The 16,236-nt window shown below is 54.8% G+C and carries 11 protein-coding genes; 8 read left to right on the forward strand and 3 right to left on the reverse strand.

What is annotated here, in order from left to right; all coding sequences use genetic code 11:
* Positions 1 to 55: 55 nt before the first annotated feature.
* The gene (locus ACIGGE_RS03660; RefSeq protein WP_397489486.1) at positions 56 to 1,768 is read right to left on the reverse strand and encodes a sulfatase; all 1,713 of its coding nucleotides are present in this window, start codon (positions 1,766 to 1,768) and stop codon (positions 56 to 58) included.
* Positions 1,769 to 1,832: 64 nt separating this feature from the next.
* Positions 1,833 to 3,227: a sulfatase-like hydrolase/transferase gene (locus tag ACIGGE_RS03665; protein ID WP_397489487.1), complete on the reverse strand. Its 1,395-nt coding sequence runs from the start codon at positions 3,225 to 3,227 to the stop codon at positions 1,833 to 1,835.
* Positions 3,228 to 4,108: 881 nt separating this feature from the next.
* Between ACIGGE_RS03665 and ACIGGE_RS03670 the strand changes: the two genes are divergently transcribed.
* The 4 genes from ACIGGE_RS03670 (at position 4,109) to ACIGGE_RS03685 (ending at position 8,101) form a co-directional block, all read left to right on the forward strand.
* Positions 4,109 to 5,524 carry a tyrosine-type recombinase/integrase gene (locus ACIGGE_RS03670; protein ID WP_397489488.1) on the forward strand — a complete coding sequence of 472 codons (1,416 nt, stop codon included), beginning with the start codon at positions 4,109 to 4,111 and terminating at the stop codon, positions 5,522 to 5,524.
* A 362-nt stretch (positions 5,525 to 5,886) separates the two neighbouring features.
* Positions 5,887 to 6,816 (forward strand): HEPN domain-containing protein, encoded by a 930-nt coding sequence (locus ACIGGE_RS03675; protein WP_397489489.1) that lies wholly within the window; start codon positions 5,887 to 5,889, stop codon positions 6,814 to 6,816.
* Positions 6,817 to 7,030: 214 nt separating this feature from the next.
* Entirely contained in the window at positions 7,031 to 7,549 is a 519-nt protein-coding gene (locus tag ACIGGE_RS03680) for a hypothetical protein (protein WP_397489490.1), read from the forward strand.
* Between the two features lie 69 nt (positions 7,550 to 7,618).
* Entirely contained in the window at positions 7,619 to 8,101 is a 483-nt protein-coding gene (locus ACIGGE_RS03685; protein WP_397489491.1) for a hypothetical protein, read from the forward strand.
* A gap of 51 nt (positions 8,102 to 8,152) precedes the next feature.
* Here ACIGGE_RS03685 and ACIGGE_RS03690 read toward each other — a convergent pair whose 3' ends face one another.
* Positions 8,153 to 9,055 carry a hypothetical protein gene (locus ACIGGE_RS03690; RefSeq protein WP_397489492.1) on the reverse strand — a complete coding sequence of 301 codons (903 nt, stop codon included), beginning with the start codon at positions 9,053 to 9,055 and terminating at the stop codon, positions 8,153 to 8,155.
* A 106-nt stretch (positions 9,056 to 9,161) separates the two neighbouring features.
* Between ACIGGE_RS03690 and ACIGGE_RS03695 the strand changes: the two genes are divergently transcribed.
* The 4 genes from ACIGGE_RS03695 to ACIGGE_RS03710 all read left to right on the forward strand — a co-directional run bounded on the left by ACIGGE_RS03695 (position 9,162) and on the right by ACIGGE_RS03710 (position 16,101).
* Entirely contained in the window at positions 9,162 to 10,040 is an 879-nt protein-coding gene (locus ACIGGE_RS03695; RefSeq protein WP_397489494.1) for a hypothetical protein, read from the forward strand.
* A gap of 473 nt (positions 10,041 to 10,513) precedes the next feature.
* A complete protein-coding gene (locus ACIGGE_RS03700) occupies positions 10,514 to 10,768 on the forward strand; it encodes a helix-turn-helix domain-containing protein (RefSeq protein WP_397489495.1) in 255 nt (84 codons plus the stop codon).
* A 300-nt stretch (positions 10,769 to 11,068) separates the two neighbouring features.
* Positions 11,069 to 12,127 carry a Fic family protein gene (locus ACIGGE_RS03705; RefSeq protein ID WP_397489496.1) on the forward strand — a complete coding sequence of 353 codons (1,059 nt, stop codon included), beginning with the start codon at positions 11,069 to 11,071 and terminating at the stop codon, positions 12,125 to 12,127.
* Entirely contained in the window at positions 12,109 to 16,101 is a 3,993-nt protein-coding gene (locus tag ACIGGE_RS03710; protein ID WP_397489497.1) for an NACHT domain-containing protein, read from the forward strand. The genes ACIGGE_RS03705 and ACIGGE_RS03710 overlap by 19 nt, the downstream gene beginning before the upstream one ends.
* The last annotated feature ends 135 nt before the right edge of the window (positions 16,102 to 16,236 follow it).

The following is a 16,236-nucleotide window of genomic DNA, read 5'->3' on the forward strand; positions in this document are numbered from 1 at the left end:
CAACGTTCGCGGCGCGCGACTCCTATCCTACACGCGCCGCGAAGGCTTTGACCGCCTAATTCTCTACAGCCTCCGGGACGCGATTGCGGCCTGTGCCGAGCACGGGATATTCGACCAGTGGCTCCCCGCGCTTCTGCGCATCCTGCTTGGCCCGACTATCAGGAAGAATGTCGTCCAGCCTGTCGATCCGGTTAGGTTCAACGTACCAATCGGCCGGGAACGGAGCCGCCCCCGTTCCGCCCTTCATCCGACGTACGCTGCCCCGTGAATGGCGCTTCGTGTAAGGAATGACGTGTCGGCCGTGGTTATCCTCGAGTTGATCGAACAGCGCCTGCCGTAGTTCGATCACCTTATGCAAATGGACCGGGTCGTCGATGAGATTGTTCATCTCCAAGGGATCTTGAGCCAGATCGTAAAGCTCCTCGATATCGTACACGCCGTAGTATTGGATGTATTTGTAATCGCCCCGAAGGATGGAAAATGTTCCCGGCGTCATCGGGAACGACCATTCCCAATAATATTCGTAAATGAAATCGTCGGGCTTCCATTCGGCCTCGTCGATTTTTCCCGACAGCAATGGCCAGGCGTCGCGCCCCTCGAATTGAGCCGGAATATCGGCACCCGCAACCGACAAGAAGGTCGGGGCGAAATCGAGGTTCCTGATCCGACCGCGATTGACGGCGCCTGCAGGGATCGTCCCCGGTTCGTACACGAGCATCGGCACCCTAACGGATGGCTGATAGGCGTTGCGTTTGTCGATCAGGCCATGGTCGCCAATCAGAAAGCCATTGTCTGATGTAAACACGACGAGCGTGTCCTTCTCGAGATTGTTCGCTTCGAGATAGGCCATGATGCGCGCCACACTGTCATCTACTGCGGAGAGCGTCGAATAGTAGTAACGCAGGTATTCCTGCATCGTCATGTTCGAATTATAGAGGAAATCCAGCCCGTGCCAGGTGTTGCGCTGGTTGTAGACCCACATGGGCTTGCCCTCGTAATTTTCGGGCGTGTTCGCGGCGCTTGCCGGGATTTTGAAGGTCGTGTCCTTGTACTGGTCCTTGTAGCGCGGCGGCGGCAACGGGTCGGAATGGACCGCCTTATGGCTCAAATAGAGCATAAAGGGCTGGTTTGGATCACGCTCGTTCTCCAGCCAGTTCATGGCATAGTCGGTCATCTCATCGGTGATGTAGCCGCGCTGCGGCACAACCTCGCCGTCAATGTTGAAATTGGTCTCGCGCCCGGGTCGCGCCTCAGGATCGGGATAGTAGCTGCCCTGCCCCTTAAAGCTGATCCACTTGTTGAATCCTGGCCGCGGCGCATCAGTTTCGGCACCCATGTGCCATTTGCCAATAAACGCGGTCTGATAACCGACCTGCTGGAGATAGGATGGAAAGAAGGTGAGCCCTTCTTCGCTGGAATCGTTGTTGTCGACGATGCCGTGATTGCGCGCCGTCATGCCGGTCAGGATTGTAGCCCGACTTGGACTGCAAAGCGACGAGGTGACGTAGGTATTGGGTAGGTAGGTGCCTCCTCGCGCCAAACGGTCTATCGCGGGGGTCCGGATATCGGGCTGAAGGAAACCCATCCCATCGAACCGCAGATCGTCGACGATTATGAAGACGATGTTCTTGCGCTCAACCCGCTGTGCGGCCCTATCTGGATGAGGATCCTGATGCTGAGCAGGGGAGTGTCCGACGGCCATCGAAGAACACGCTGTCGCCACGGCTCCCACTGTTGCCATCAGCCCCTTCATGAAGCCCTTTTTCATCCTGAGTCCTCTGGTTTATTTGATTGTGTTGTTCAGCACGGATTTTTTATCGAACCAAGCCCGGTTACTGGTTGCTCCCAGCGCCGCCGGGTGGACCGTCCGGAATATCGTTTGGCGTAAAGCCACAACCGACGATTTGGGGATCCGCCCCGGCAGTTTCCGCCGCCTGCCCTACGCACCAGGGAAACCGTACCGGATCGAGCGGCACCGAGTCGGCTTCGATCATGGCCCTTAGCTGAAGGTACTGCTCCCTGCGTGCGCCGCTCAGGCTATCGGCGTCGATCATCCTTTCGATCCCGGTGGCGAGATCGAGCGAAACATAGCGCCCATCGGAATAGAGCTTACGATCACTATCAAAGGCGAACTTCACGGGCTTGAACACCCAGCTGGGCGCATAGTGCTGGTAGATGGCGGACCGCGCTTCGTTTACCGAACCGCGGGCGACGGCTAGCTGGCTTACCCCGTCGATCTTCCAATCCGGCTCGATTTCCGCCGCCTGCGCGATCGTCGGCACAATGTCAGTAAAGTCGACCAGTCCCTGCCGGCTCTCGCCCGCGGGCAGTTCCCCCGGCCAGCTCATGATCATCGGAACATGCGTGCCAGTCAGCGTCGGCTGGCCCTTACCGCCACGAACCTGCTCGCCATTGCGGATCGAATAGATCGCCCGGTTTGTCCCGTTGTCTGAAGTGAAGATGATCAGCGTGTTCTCCCGCAGGCCGAGACTGTCGACCTTGTCGAGCAAACGCCCCACCAACATGTCCATGTGCTGGACCATTCCTCGGAACTTGGCCTGATCGCCTTCCAAATCCATTTTCCCCGGCACGACGACGAACGGGTCGTGAACCAGTACCATCGGGTAATAGAGGAAGAAGGGTTTGCGTTTGTTCTGGTCGATGAAATCGAGAGCATAATCACTCAGATAGTCCGGACCAAAACCTTCTTCGGGGAACAATGGCTTGCCATCGGTCCACAGAGTCGGTCCCCAATAACGAGAGCCTTTCGCGTTGCGCGGTTGCAACTGCCAAAGCAGCGAATGCGAGAAACCCGCGCCCTGGGGCGAGATACCCTCGCGCCCGTCGAACCCGTTCCCGCTCAGTTGCCACTTTCCGACGATGGCCGTCTCGAACCCTGCGTTTCGAAACATGTTGCCGAACGTCTGCGCATCAGGCGCCAGATATCCGAACGCTTCGTAATTGCTTGCGTTCTCCCGCCCGGTCATGATCCGTGTACGGCTGGGCGAGCACAGCGGAGTGGAGAACGCGCGTTCAAAAAGTACCCCCTCCTTCGCCAGACGCGCCAGATTGGGGGTTTCGATCGAGCCACCAAATAGCGCCAGCGGCTCGACTCCGATATCGTCCGCAAGGATAACGATGACGTTCGGCGGGCCTTCGGTGCGGGCCAGTTCATTCGCGCGAGGGGAGCGCTGAGGAATCTCACCATCACCAAACGGCGTTGCCATCGCAAGACCCGCCCCCGCCCCCAGCGCAACAGCGGCGCAGGCTGTGAGCGCACACACTGCTTTGGGTAGGCGCCCGAAATTAATTCTCTGCATTAGCGGCCCTCTCCAAACCCGCTCACCATTATGGTTTACCGCTATACCAATCTAACTGGTGAGATCAATGTCATTGTCGCGGTATCGGTCCAATCAGTCTGTGCGAATTGTTGTGCCGTTCCATATGTCTCGTATGTCATCACTCGCATTATGGTCTAATCCCACTTTTCAATTTAATAGCCGCGTCTGCAACAGCGCGCTCGCAGCCTGCATCAAACTGGCCCCTGACGTTCACATCAAAGTAAGGAGCATCAGTGGTTTTAGGATCGATGGAAACCAGCTGTTGGTGGCGCTCGAGTTCATCGTTCGCGCCAGCTCGGATTTCACATACGTTGCGATTTCGAAATTCGCTGTGAATCACGTAAGGTTCAACTGAACGTGTTTTCTGCGAGCCAAGGCCAGCGATTGTTCTGCAGTGATTTCTCTCGGGCTTCGACGTAACTGTCGGAGGGAACCGGACCCTACAAACAAACACTACGCCTGCTGGTTTTGCGCTGTCAGACAGGACGGGGCTTTTCATTCGGTAATCCGGTAACGACTAGCGGCGATGGGGCAGTGATCGCAATTGGCTGCCAGCAAATAGCTCCAAGCTCGTGGCGTTTGCTCGGAATCACGATTCGAACAGCTGTATCGAAAAAGCCCAGAACTCTGCGGATTTTCGCAATTGGCGCACCCGACAGGATTCGAACCTGTGGCCTCTGCCTTCGGAGCCGGTACAGAACGGGTACGCCAGACTACGAAATACTACTCTAAGCTACTGTTTTATGTGGATTTAGGTTGAACTCGGATTGCGCTGGCGTACCCAAATCTACGCCCCGGTTTTCCTCCGAGTGATGACACCACAGTTACTTAAAAACGGGGCTCTGGAAACGGAGATCGCCGTGGTCAAATTAACGAAGCGCACCGTCGAGGCAGCCAAGTCTCAGGTGAAAGACTACATCATTTGGGATGAAGAGCTACCCGGTTTTGGGCTCCGGGTATACCGGTCGGGCAAGCGCAGCTATGTAATCCAGTATCGACAGAGGGGACGCGCGAGGCGGCTTACGCTTGGATTGCACGGCGTGTGGACAGCGGAACTGGCCCGCCGAGAAGCGAAGGCTCTGTTGGGACGTGTCGCGGGAGGCGACGATCCGGCGGAGGAGCGGCTTGAAGATTATCGCGCGATCACGATGAAGGAACTCTGCAAGCGGTACATCCAGGATCTCGATGATGGCCTGATTCTCGGCAAGGGAGGGCGACCGAAGAAGCAATCGACCATCGATACCGATATTGGTCGGATCAAGAGACACATCATTCCGCTGATCGGAACCCGGCGCGTCAAAGACCTTACCAGAGCTGATATGGTCAAGATTATGCGCGACATCATGGCGGGTCGGTCGCGGATCATTGTCAAAACCAAGAAACTGCGGGGAAAGTCCATCGTGAGGGGCGGTCCTGGCACTGCTACCCGGACCCTTGGCCTCATTGGTGGGATACTCTCATACGCCATTGATCTGGGGATCATCGAACACAATCCCGCTCACGGCATCAAGAAGCCGAAATACAAAGTGCGCGAGCGGCGGTTGACCGAAGCTGAGTACGGCATTTTGGGGAACATGTTGCGAGACGCGCAGGCGCAAGAAAAATTCTGGCCGACAACGGACATCATTCGCCAGATCGCTTTGACCGGATGCAGGCGCGGCGAGATTATCAATCTCAAATGGTGCGACGTAGACCTGGATGGAAGTTGCCTGCGGCTTTCCGAAAGCAAGGAAGGTAGATCGATCCGCCCCATAGGCCTGCCTGTTGTCGAGTTTCTCGAGGCACAGAGTCTGACAGCCACAGGTAGCTATGTGTTCCCAGGGTATGGCGAAGACAATGCTTTCGGCGGATTCCCAAACCACTGGGACGCACTGTTTAAGGGCTCTCCATTGGACGGGGTCACGGCCCACGTTCTGCGTCACAGCTTTGCCAGCATCGGCAATGATCTTGGATTTACCGAAATCACAATCGCCGCGCTGTTAGGGCACGCCAAAGGTTCGATCACCAGTAGATATATCCACGTGCTGGACGCGACGTTGGTCACTGCCGCCGACATGATTGCGGGGTACGTCAGCGCTTTGCTCAATGGCACGAACTTCCAGCGAGGCAGCTTTGCACTGGACCGCACTGCACGAAAGAGCGCCATGAGCGAATTCATTGCCGAGCGCGCAGCCGGATCATGAAGCAGGTTCCGATGCAAAACTTCCAGCACACTCCTACTGCAAACGCGATTCAAGCCCCCTCCCCAGAAATGGGAATGGCTAACCCTGTGGATAAAGCTGTGGGCCCTTCGGACTATCAGGAACCGCTGGACTCGGACGATCAGGAACCGAAAATTCGGACTATCGGGAACCGAAACAGCCCTCAAACCCGCAGAAACGCTGGGATAGCGAGCCCCTTAACTATGCTAACAAACAATCCTGTCGGATTGTTGCTAACGCGAACCACCAGCGCGCGGCTCCTCAGCGCTTTAGGGTGCGCCGTCGCCGCGCGCCTCACCACTTGGCAGGTGCAAGAATCTCAAGCGCTTGCTAGGGATTGAGCGATGAAGACCGACCTCGATCATCTGCCCCCGCAAAAACAACGCGAGCTTGAACGCGTAATGCAGCTGATCTTCGAGGAGTTCGACGACGCCTTTGCGCTGGCCAAGCATGAATGGAAGAAAGCCGGAAGAATATTGAAGGTCATTTTGTATGGCAGCTATGCGCGCGGAACCTGGGTCGACGAGCCGCATACGGCGAAAGGCTACCAGTCCGATTACGACCTTTTGGTGATCGTCAATGACAGCAGACTGACCGACCGAGTGAAATACTGGTCCAAGCTCGATGACCGGCTCATGCGAGAGTACGGGGTCACCAAGACGCTCAAAACGCCGGTCAACTTCATCGTTCACACACTGCAGGAAGTGAATGACGGGCTGGCGCATGGCCGCTATTTTTTCATGGATGTGGCGAAGGACGGTATCGCGCTTTACCAGTCCGACGACACCGAGCTGCACACGCCCAAGCCCAAGACGCCCGATCAGGCTCTTTGCATGGCGCAGGAGTACTTCACCGAGTGGCTGACATCAGCTCAGGGCCGGGTGAAACTTGCAAAGTACGCGGTCGACCAAGGCATGAACAAGCACGCGGCGTTCGAATACCACCAAGCAACCGAAGGCTTGTACCATTGCGTGCTCTTAGCCTGCACTTTCTACACACCCCACGTGCACAACCTTGGCTTCCTTCGTACCCAGGCGGAGCGTGTCGATGCACGCCTCACTTACGTCTGGCCACGCGAAACAAGACGCGACCGAGCGCGCTTCGAGAAGCTTAAAGAAGCATACACGAAGGCACGATACTCGAAGCACTACCGCATCACGCTGGAGGAGCTCGAATGGCTTGGTGAGCAGGTCGAGGAGCTAGGCAGCGTCGTTCACGAGGTGTGTTCGGAGCGGCTAGAAAAGCTCAAGGCGGAAGTCAGCCAAGGCACCTAGTTGCTCTCTCTTGCGCAGCAATTTACTTTGATCTTGGCGCCAAGTCTGCTCGCCGATTTTCGATCCAGAGGCGGTCTCTCAAACTGTTAAAGCCTCGCTGCTGCCCGAGAATTCATTCATCGCTCTCGTCCACAGAAGGGATAGGAAAGAACGCGGCAAAGATTCTTCAGGAGTTTGCCCTACCTCTAAAACAACATGAAATACTGAGGCGAAGATGTGGAACGACGACAACGCTATCTACGATGACGGCGAATGGATCACTTGGACAGAGATTAATTCTCATCTCGATCGTCTGGAGTTCAAAGCCCGTTTCCCGAATCTCGAAGTCGAACTCGTTCCGATGTTCCAAGAGCTGCTAACCTTGGCTCAGGATTATCATGGCCTCACCGGGCGGCACTTACAGGTCTACGGTGACCTTGGCGAACTCTATGGAGCCATCACCTACGGCATCAAATTGCATCGAAACTACGCACAAGGGTCCGACGGCAAACTCGGTAACCACTTAGTTGAGGTCAAAACGATTACGCCGTTTAAGACCAACAATACCGTGTCGCTCAATCTCGAACGGAATTTTAGCAAGGTACTGATTGTAAAGATTGACGAAGACTTCGAGGTGTCCGGAAAGCTTATCGACCGCAAGGCACTACCCAATAAAAAGGGCAGCAAACTCCGCCTCGACTGGGATGACTTCGAGGAGGACACAGCCATTGGCGAAAGGGTGGATCGACCTTAGGCTCCGTCCCGCCCATTAGGCGGCGCGCTCGCTAAATTGGCCCGGTTCTAACAGCGGAGGACAGCTCCAATGAAGTCTCCTTTCGAAGATCTGCAAATCGATGCAGCGCTGGTTTGCGAGTTTTTTGGACTTTTCGCGCGCTTCGAATACGCGATGAAAGCCACTAAGTATTGCGGTACAGATCGCCATGGGAATGCGATCCCGGATTGGCGAAGACTGAAGGCTGAGATGGGCGAACCGATTTCAGAGATGCAGGAGCATCGCATCGTCGACGCAATCGCCTATCTGCTGGATGAGCCGCCGCAGGTGCAAAAGTATGTTAATGGCCGCCCGGAATTTATGGAGCTCGACCTGGACGGTGAAAACTCAGGTACCAAGGCCATCGAGGCAGCCAAACGAGTGCGAAACAATCTTTTCCATGGCGGAAAGCACACCCCGCACTCTCCGCCCGAGCACGATACGCGCCTGATTGAGGCGTCTTTGGCAGTCATCGAGGCATGCCTGTCCGTTGATGAGCAACTCAAAACGGAGTTTGAGCATCAGCTGATCTAGGCAGTAAATGTCTCTCTGAGTGTCGCTGTTACTCTGAGGTAGGCCAATGCGTTACTGAGCAGCGGCATCGCATACACCGCAACGCAAATATCCTTCCGGAACTGGCGTGCTGCACGCTTTGCATAACGTCTCTTCGATTTTCGCTTTTCCAAGCTCGCGATCATATCGCCAACGAGGCTTGCTGGAGACGTCAACGTAGAAATCCGCAAACTTCATTCCGCTGCCAATGACATTTGGTCCCTCCATGAGCGTGGTTCCACCGGGGACATGACCGAGGATTTCACTGTTTCCAGCTCGATCGATCACTACACTCTGTACGCTCGATCCTACGGATGCTTTGCGGTCATCTTGATAGGCGATGTCTTTGACCGTTTTGACCATAAGCTTGCGCAAAGCCTTTGCCGACGCATCCCTCTTGATCGCAGGGATCAAACGCGATTTGATCCGAGCAGGGTGACGCGGCTTAGCACCGGTCGCGAGCACGAGATAAGGATGTGAGGCAACTCCCGACTGACTCATCACTTGGCCGGTAATCGATAGAACGGGATCGGCATCCGAACGCTCAAGGCCTTCCAATGAGTCGTAGTTTGAAATCAAAAGCGCGAAGGGATTGCCACGCTTGAACCCGCCGAGCACAAAGCTGTGCCGCGCGTTAACTCCCCGGCGCGCTATCTCGGCAAGTCGTGGTTCCGCATCGGCCTTGATGGCCGCAGCCGCGTCATCGACAGAAAGGCGGCCAAGGTCTGAAACTTCGGCGATCCAGTCGCTAGGCGTTCGTCCGCAAAAGTCCCTTCCTATACCGGTGTAGGTAATGAAACCGTGCCCATCGGTGAACTCAAGCAAAGTGAGTTTGTTCGACCGTTCCGTGACAATCTTTCCCATCGGCGTTGTTAGCCGTCGGTCGACCGCGCAGATCGCGAATTCTTGCGTCAGGACGGAAAGATTGAAGGTCATTCACAGGGAAATGGCAACGCACCACCGGTATGGCAATTGTTGTGCCCATCCGCCGAAGCCAGCTGTTTGCTCGCGTGCCCCAAACGAACAGTGCTAGAAAGCTCGCATGAGCGAAAAAGGAACCAAGATCACCTTTGGTGGGCGTCAAGCGCGCGCCCTCTGCAACATGAGCCATTCGGCACGTCTCGACTTTATCGCCGAGGGTCTGCCGATTGTACTTCAAAGTGCGCGGGGCTTTTGGCGAGCGGCGGAAACGCTTAAGGAGCGACCGCGCGAGGCGGCAGTGCTCGCGGGCTTCGCGGAGGAAGAGTCAGCGAAGGCCCTTATCCTCATCGATCTAGTCCGATGCCCGAAGCCCAAGGTGGGTAAGCGCATTGGGAGGATCGTGAAGAAGACGCTCTACGATCATCTTTCGCGTATGATATATGCGAAAGCTCAGTCGTGGTTGCCTGCCAATGTCGCGCAGCTACAAGAGTATATCGATCACGAAAGGCAAGGGCACTATCTCGAAGGTGGCATGAGCGAATACATCGTTCCCAACTGGTCGCTCTATCAGCGTGAGAGCACCATGTATGCCGACATCGAGGTCCATGAAGAGGGCATTCCGCAGTGGAATGATCCCAATCGCTGGTCCGACTCTACAATGATGATGCGACCCATGGCATTGGACCTCGTCGAAGCACTTGAGGCTCTGGGGTTACTAACTCGCTCAGGCCTTCAGGCTACCAGCGATGTCTGGAGCAGTGTCGATTTTGTGAACGATGAGGGACCAGTGGAGGCGCTTGAGCTGACAAAACAACTTGCCGCTCGACTGGACTCAGAAGGCTTGGTCTCAGAGTGCGCCACCGAGCAGCATGCTCGGCTATTATACAATCACTGGCAGCTTCCGATGTACAACATGGACTTCGACTTGATCCATGTGCCCTTGGAGCAACTTGAGGCTGAACGCGACGCCGCCTTCTGGAACGAGGTCGGCGGCTACTGAGCGGCAAACACCGCGCGCTACCATCAGAATTGAATGTCCGCAGGCGTCCGATTTATGATGGCTTTTACGATGGCAAGATAAAAGCACCGCCGTCGGTCGGGGTGCATGTGGTTGGTATTGCTAGGCAAATTGCGATGGCGCTCGAGACTGCGCTGCGGCGGTTCTGCTGGAAAGCCCTTTGTTCTCAATGAAAAGTGCGATGGCGCTTCCCTCAATCAAGCTCATTTTGAAATAGCGGCGCATCGGTTTATCGGTCCACATCTGTCCGCGCAGACACAGTCGCATTCAATTGGAAGAAGCTTGGCTGAACTTCGGGACAACAGCGTAGAAACGGCGGCCCCAGAGTTGGAACGTCATGTGGCGCAATTGGCCTGAATCGACTGATAATTGATGTCGATGGCGGGCTGACCTGCTCCCCTCCATGTCCCCCAGGTCGGTCCGTCATCACCCGAACGATTAAAGGACCGACCAGCGTGTCGACAACAGGCAGAAACGACCAGCGAGGCGATCAGAAGCGCCCGCCAGCTATCGAACCAATTGCGATGCGCGTGCCCGAAGCTTGCCGCTATCTCGGGATCGGACGCAGCACACTCTACGTGCTCATCAGCGAAGGTGAGATCGAGTTCATCAAGCTGGGCAGTTCAACCCTAGTGCTGACCGAGAGTCTCAGGAACCTGGTCGCGCGCAGACGGCGCTCAAGTAATCAGACCGAAAGCTCGCTTGCATGAACATGGATTCGGACCCTAGGCATCGCGTGGTCTCCTGCGGCACCAACCCTGCGCCGATCACACGCAGCGCATTGCTGAAATGATTGCTGCGCTAGGCACTAGCCGCAAACACTTCGCCAGGATTGTCGGATTCTTCTTGAACTTCGTAGATTTCCAAAATCTCGAAGAGAGCAGACCATATCCAATTCCAGACCCAAGTAGACCCAATTGGAGGATTTTGCGGTCGTGAAAAAACTGGTGTTCAAGCGGGTCTAATCGGGTATTATTGGGTATGGAATTGGATATCAGGACAATGTGGCAATGAAGGAGCCAATCCTCACAATCGGCTCCGATCTTGTAAAACTCATTGCGGAAATCGATGAGTTCAAGGGTCGTTGGGAAGCACTCAAAACCCTGTCGCCTGATCGTCTGAGCGCAATGCGCAAGGTAGCAACCATCGAGAGCGTTGGTTCGTCCACACGCATCGAGGGAGCCAAACTCAGTGATGCCGAGGTGGAGGATCTGCTCTCGCAGGCCCTCTCATCCACGCCCTTCAAATCGCGCGATGAGCAAGAGGTTGCAGGCTATGCAGAGGCAATGGATTTAGTGTTCGAAGCCTTTGCCGAAATGCCTCTTACCGAAAACCACATCCGCCAGCTCCACCAGACCCTTTTGCGTCACAGCGCGAAGGATGAGCGCCATCGCGGCTCATACAAAACGCTTTCGAACAACGTGGCTGCCTTTGATGCCAATGGAAATGAAATCGGGATCATTTTCGAGACCACATTACCCTTCGATACGCCGCGCGAGATGGAAGAGCTCGTCGCCTGGACGCGCAAGGCGATTGATGAGGAAGCTCACCATCCGCTCCTCATCACAGCCATCTTTATTGTGACTTTTCTAGCCATCCATCCGTTCCAGGATGGCAATGGAAGACTCTCGCGTGTCCTAACCACCTTGCTGCTCCTGCGCGCAGATTATGGGTATGTGCCTTATGCTTCGCTGGAGCGCGTGATCGAGGACAACAAAGAACTCTACTACAAGGCTCTTCGCCGAACACAGACATCACTCAAAGGCGACAAGCCCGACTGGCAACCTTGGGTTGGCTTCTTCCTGCGCTGCCTCAAGAAGCAAAAGGATAGCCTAGCTTCCAAACTGGAGCGAGAACACGCCGAGCAAGATGGTGACGCTGCTCTGCCGGAACTCGCAGCGCAGGTGCTCAAGCTGCTGCAAGCTAATCAGCGACTGACAATCGCGCAAATCGTCGAAGAAACAGGCGCGAACCGTAACACGCTCAAAAAGCGTTTGCGTGAGCTAGTTGATGCACAGCGCATTCGTCAGCACGGAAAGGCGCGCGCAACTTGGTATTCTTTACCGTGACTAAGGGAAAAAGGAATACGGTGGGCGGAGCTGCAACGACAGGAGGGATCAATTTTCAGATTGCGGTTACCGCGATCATCAATGTCCAAATGGCCCGTGGTCGCCAGCTAGGTTGGCTCCAATCGCTCGCCGATGTTCCCATCGCTGTTGATGGTGAGACAGGCGGATCAGGCGATGACATTGCCTGCACATTGTCTGGTGGCAGTGTTGTCGAAATACAGGTCAAAAAGGGCCTTACCGCGACTGAGCGGCTTTGGTCAGCCCTAAGCGCTCTTGCCAAAGGCGTTTCCAATGATTCGTGCGACTATGGAATTTTGGTCGTATGTCCAAGCAGCAGCGCTACCGTCCGAGATAAGCTTGCTCGTGACATCGAGCGCATAGGTTCGGGGCGCGCTGATAACATTTCGGACATCGGCAAAAAATGGCTCGGCAGAATGCAAAAGCTCGATCTGCCAGCGCAGCAGGTCTGCCAGAAGATTTCGATCCAGACTGTTGCGGCGCTAACATTTGACCAAGCCTCTGTGCAGGCCGCCAAGGCAGAGCTTGGTCACATCTGCAGAAAAGATTCTCAGATCGAAGCTGCTTGGGATGCAATTTACCGCGATGCATCCGATGTAATTGAGCATCGATCTCGCAGACAACTCTCAGCCATATCCGGCGTATTGGCGCGTGCAGGCATCGCAACCTCTGAGCAAAATAATGCTGGCTCACTCGCACTGCTGAACAAGCTTACCTCGTGGAACCACGAAACGAGCAAGACATTCTCAATCTTCGGTGTCGCAAGGCGACTGGAAATTGATGCTGACTGGATTGAGCTATCAGCCAACCCGCGCTCGGTTCAGTCTATCAAGGAAAATCAAAGTGTCGATTTGGAAAAGGCCATTGAGTCCTACCATAGCTGGGATCGAATTACGAAGGACAAGAATGATCGTAGCGTTGGGGTAAATCCGGAAACGCTTGGTCGCTTCATCAAGAGAGGGATCGCTGTTGCGGGGCCGGGGATGGGTAAGACGACCCTGCTCAAACGTATCACCAGACGTTATAGCGAAGACAACATTCCCGTCCTTTCCGTCCGGCTTTCAGCGGTAGCTGCCGATATGAAAAGCGGCTCCTCGTTTGAAGAGTCGGTATTTCGGCATGGATTGGATGGCAGCGGGCTTCCTCACGACAAAGTTCAAGAAGCAGGTTTCTCGAACTTGTTATTGCTCGGGGATGGATTGGATGAATGCGGCGAGATGCAAGAGCGTGTTGCCGAGGGAATAAGCCGCTTTGCGACGGGCTATCCTGACAGCAGGGTGCTGATAACCACGCGCCCTGTTGGCTACGCAGCAAACCACTTTACGAACTGGAGGCACTATGATTTGTTGCCACTGGACCCATCTTATGTAGCGACGCATGTTTCCCGCCTTTGGGATGCGATTGCTGGCCCTGATGACTCGGACAACCGACGTCGCTCAGTTTGCGAAAGTGAGCTAGAGAATAAATCTGTTTCCGAGACTGTGGGACGAACGCCCATGATGATTGGAATGGCAGCGGCTATCTTGGCTCGCGGTCGGTCACTGGGCGGGACGCGAGAAGCTTTGTTTGAGCAGATTTTTGGTCTGATCGACCAAGTACCCGCCCGATCGCAGCAAAAACCTGCAAGCGGTGCCGTGCTCTCGCGATTTCTTGATCTCTTTGGTTGGCAGGCTACAAAAACCCCACTTGCTCCCGTCACAAAGATGCTGGAAGCGTGCGGATCGGAATTAGCGGCCATATTCGGCGAACCTTCGATGCCAGCAACTGAGAAAGCCGAGAAGTATGTCGCTTATTGGGAAGATGCCGGACTGATTGAAAAGGTCGGGCAAGATACAACGCAGGTCTATTGCTTCGTCCATAAAGCCTTTGGGGAGTATCTCGCAGCCCGCCATCTGTGTCGATTGGCAGAAGATGATCGATTGGATGACATCAAAGAAACTCTCCGCCAGCCGCAATGGGAAAACGTCTTGCGATTTGCAGGCGGACTGGGACTGGGTGAATTTCTCTGCTCTCTCTTCATCGAACAAGCCGACAAAGATGAAAACTGGCATTTGCGGCTCGTCGATATGGCTGAGATCATTGCGGAAGCCGAGCCAGAGGTCAGCAAGGAAGTTCGCAAAAAGATTCTAGCGAGTGCCTTTAAAGTCGTTTCTGACAGAGCTCGTCAGGAGGCATACCCCCTCGGATTTCCGCTGGCAGCATGCGCAGAGCGCTACCCGGATGAAGTAGCAAGTCACGCCGCTGCCTTACGGCAATCCAATCAAATCTGGACGCGGTTGGTGGCATGGAACTGCCTTATTTCGGCTGGCCCAGAACACTATGCCCTAGACGATTTGATTTCCGTTTTGGAGGGCAGCGTCAACGATTTCGGAGCTGGTCTCACCCCGAGCCTTGGCGGCGGTGTGATTCTAGATCGCAGCGAAAGACACGAGCTCGGTCAGAAATTTGCGCTCGATGCATGTGTTGTGATCCATGAAAACGCCCCAACAAAAGTGGCTGCCAATCTCATTCCAAAAGTCATCAATCACGATAATCTTGGCAATGTCGGCTTCCTCATCAAGGTGGAGAAGCTAATCGCAAGGCATAACTGGCCATACAAGATCGAAACAAAGATGACGGGCCGTAGCCTTTTTGAGGTCCCAAAAGGATTCGAGGAAGCACAAACGACACTGGACCTCTTTGTTTTGGATGCGCTGGGAGCGGAAAGCATCTCAGAGCCAGCAGATGAGCCACCTAAGCCGCTGCTTCATCTCAGCCAGTTTGTGAAAGCATCGAACTGGTGGGAGATTCCGATCAGTGACTGCTGGGCTTGGACAAAAGACTTCGATCCCACTGGCCCCGCTGAGGTTATCCGCGCCGTCGCAGAATTGAGCGGTGCTGACCGTGATGCATTGCGCAATGATGCCATTGCCGCGAAGAAATACATTCTGGGAGCAAAGGAGGACGAAGGCTTCGATCCACTTTGGCGACGGCGGATTTTCCAGACAGTAGAGATGGTTGATTGCGACGACATCGACTGGGCGCAATCGAAAGACCTAAGCTTGGACGAAGCGCTGATAGAACAGACGCTCTATCACCCGTCTCGATGGGCAGTTTGGATGGCAGGCAATATCATTGAGAGCCGTCTGGAACCCGACCAGATCCAGGAATGCGTACTTAAGATGTATCAGCATGGGCGCGGCTACACACTCTGGGCCGCCAGTGCGATGGCCAAATCCTTGCCCGCAGACTTGGCTGTCTCAATGACCATCAAGCGAGCCAATCAGAAACTGGTTTGGGGTACTCGCCATCTTTTCTCCACACTATGCGAGCTTCGTCCCACAATCACTCCTGAGCTTCTTTCAGCGATACGAAACGGCCTCTCAGCAACACTTGCCGAAACCGCTAAGGCAGCGGCGAAGCTGGTCGAGAGTCTAGCGACCGAAAACACCGCCGAGCTTCTTCCGCTCATCAAAGAGGCCTTTGCCTATTGGGAGGAGCATGAAGAGCCCTACCCAAAAAAGGGCGGTGTCATTCCTGACAGCCCGCGTGAGAGCTTGGTTTCGGCATGGATCAAGATCGAGCCCCCTAATTTCGCTCAGATCAAATCACTGTTGAATGATGATCGCTCCGACGTTCAGGGGAAAGCCAAACATGCGCTCAAGAGCTGGGTCGAGGGAAGAACAGATCGATTTGCTAAGTTCATGGAAAGCATTTTGGATGGAGAAATCAGCCCGCAAACCTTGGGATGGCTTCTAAAAGAAGAAATCTCATTGTCTGATGCCGACATCGCCCTCGTGGAGGCACTTCTAGCCTCTGGAAATGAACGCCTGCGCTACAATGCCATGTCAATTCTAGCGAAACACTACCTCAAAGACACCAAAATCATGGACCATGTAGAGACTTTGATCGATGATCCGGTCGAGCAAGTGCAGAGCTTCGCTCGCCGGCTGCTTAGAGAAGTGCAGACAACTTAATTATTGACCACCGCTCAGAGTTGACCGGGTCGACGGTGTTATCCCACTGGGAAACTACTCGACGTGTAAATGGATTCCCATCAGGGGGTTAGAGACAACATTGAGAGATCGAGATGGCGCTCTTGTGTAATCTGG

Origin of the sequence: Qipengyuania sp. NPDC077410 (assembly GCF_044543405.1) — a bacterium.
GTDB classification, from domain to species: Bacteria; Pseudomonadota; Alphaproteobacteria; order Sphingomonadales; family Sphingomonadaceae; genus Qipengyuania; species Qipengyuania pacifica.

What these genes read in the sequence shown, in the direction of transcription:
- ACIGGE_RS03685 (WP_397489491.1), top strand. Translation starts at nt 7,619, where the DNA reads ATGAAGTCTCCTTTCGAAGATCTGCAAATCGATGCAGCGCTGGTTTGC.
- ACIGGE_RS03665 (WP_397489487.1), bottom strand. Translation starts at nt 3,227, where the DNA reads ATGGCAACGCCGTTTGGTGATGGTGAGATTCCTCAGCGCTCCCCTCGC.
- ACIGGE_RS03695 (WP_397489494.1), top strand. Translation starts at nt 9,162, where the DNA reads ATGAGCGAAAAAGGAACCAAGATCACCTTTGGTGGGCGTCAAGCGCGC.
- ACIGGE_RS03690 (WP_397489492.1), bottom strand. Translation starts at nt 9,055, where the DNA reads ATGACCTTCAATCTTTCCGTCCTGACGCAAGAATTCGCGATCTGCGCG.
- ACIGGE_RS03705 (WP_397489496.1), top strand. Translation starts at nt 11,069, where the DNA reads ATGAAGGAGCCAATCCTCACAATCGGCTCCGATCTTGTAAAACTCATT.
- ACIGGE_RS03675 (WP_397489489.1), top strand. Translation starts at nt 5,887, where the DNA reads ATGAAGACCGACCTCGATCATCTGCCCCCGCAAAAACAACGCGAGCTT.
- ACIGGE_RS03660 (WP_397489486.1), bottom strand. Translation starts at nt 1,768, where the DNA reads ATGAAAAAGGGCTTCATGAAGGGGCTGATGGCAACAGTGGGAGCCGTG.
- ACIGGE_RS03680 (WP_397489490.1), top strand. Translation starts at nt 7,031, where the DNA reads ATGTGGAACGACGACAACGCTATCTACGATGACGGCGAATGGATCACT.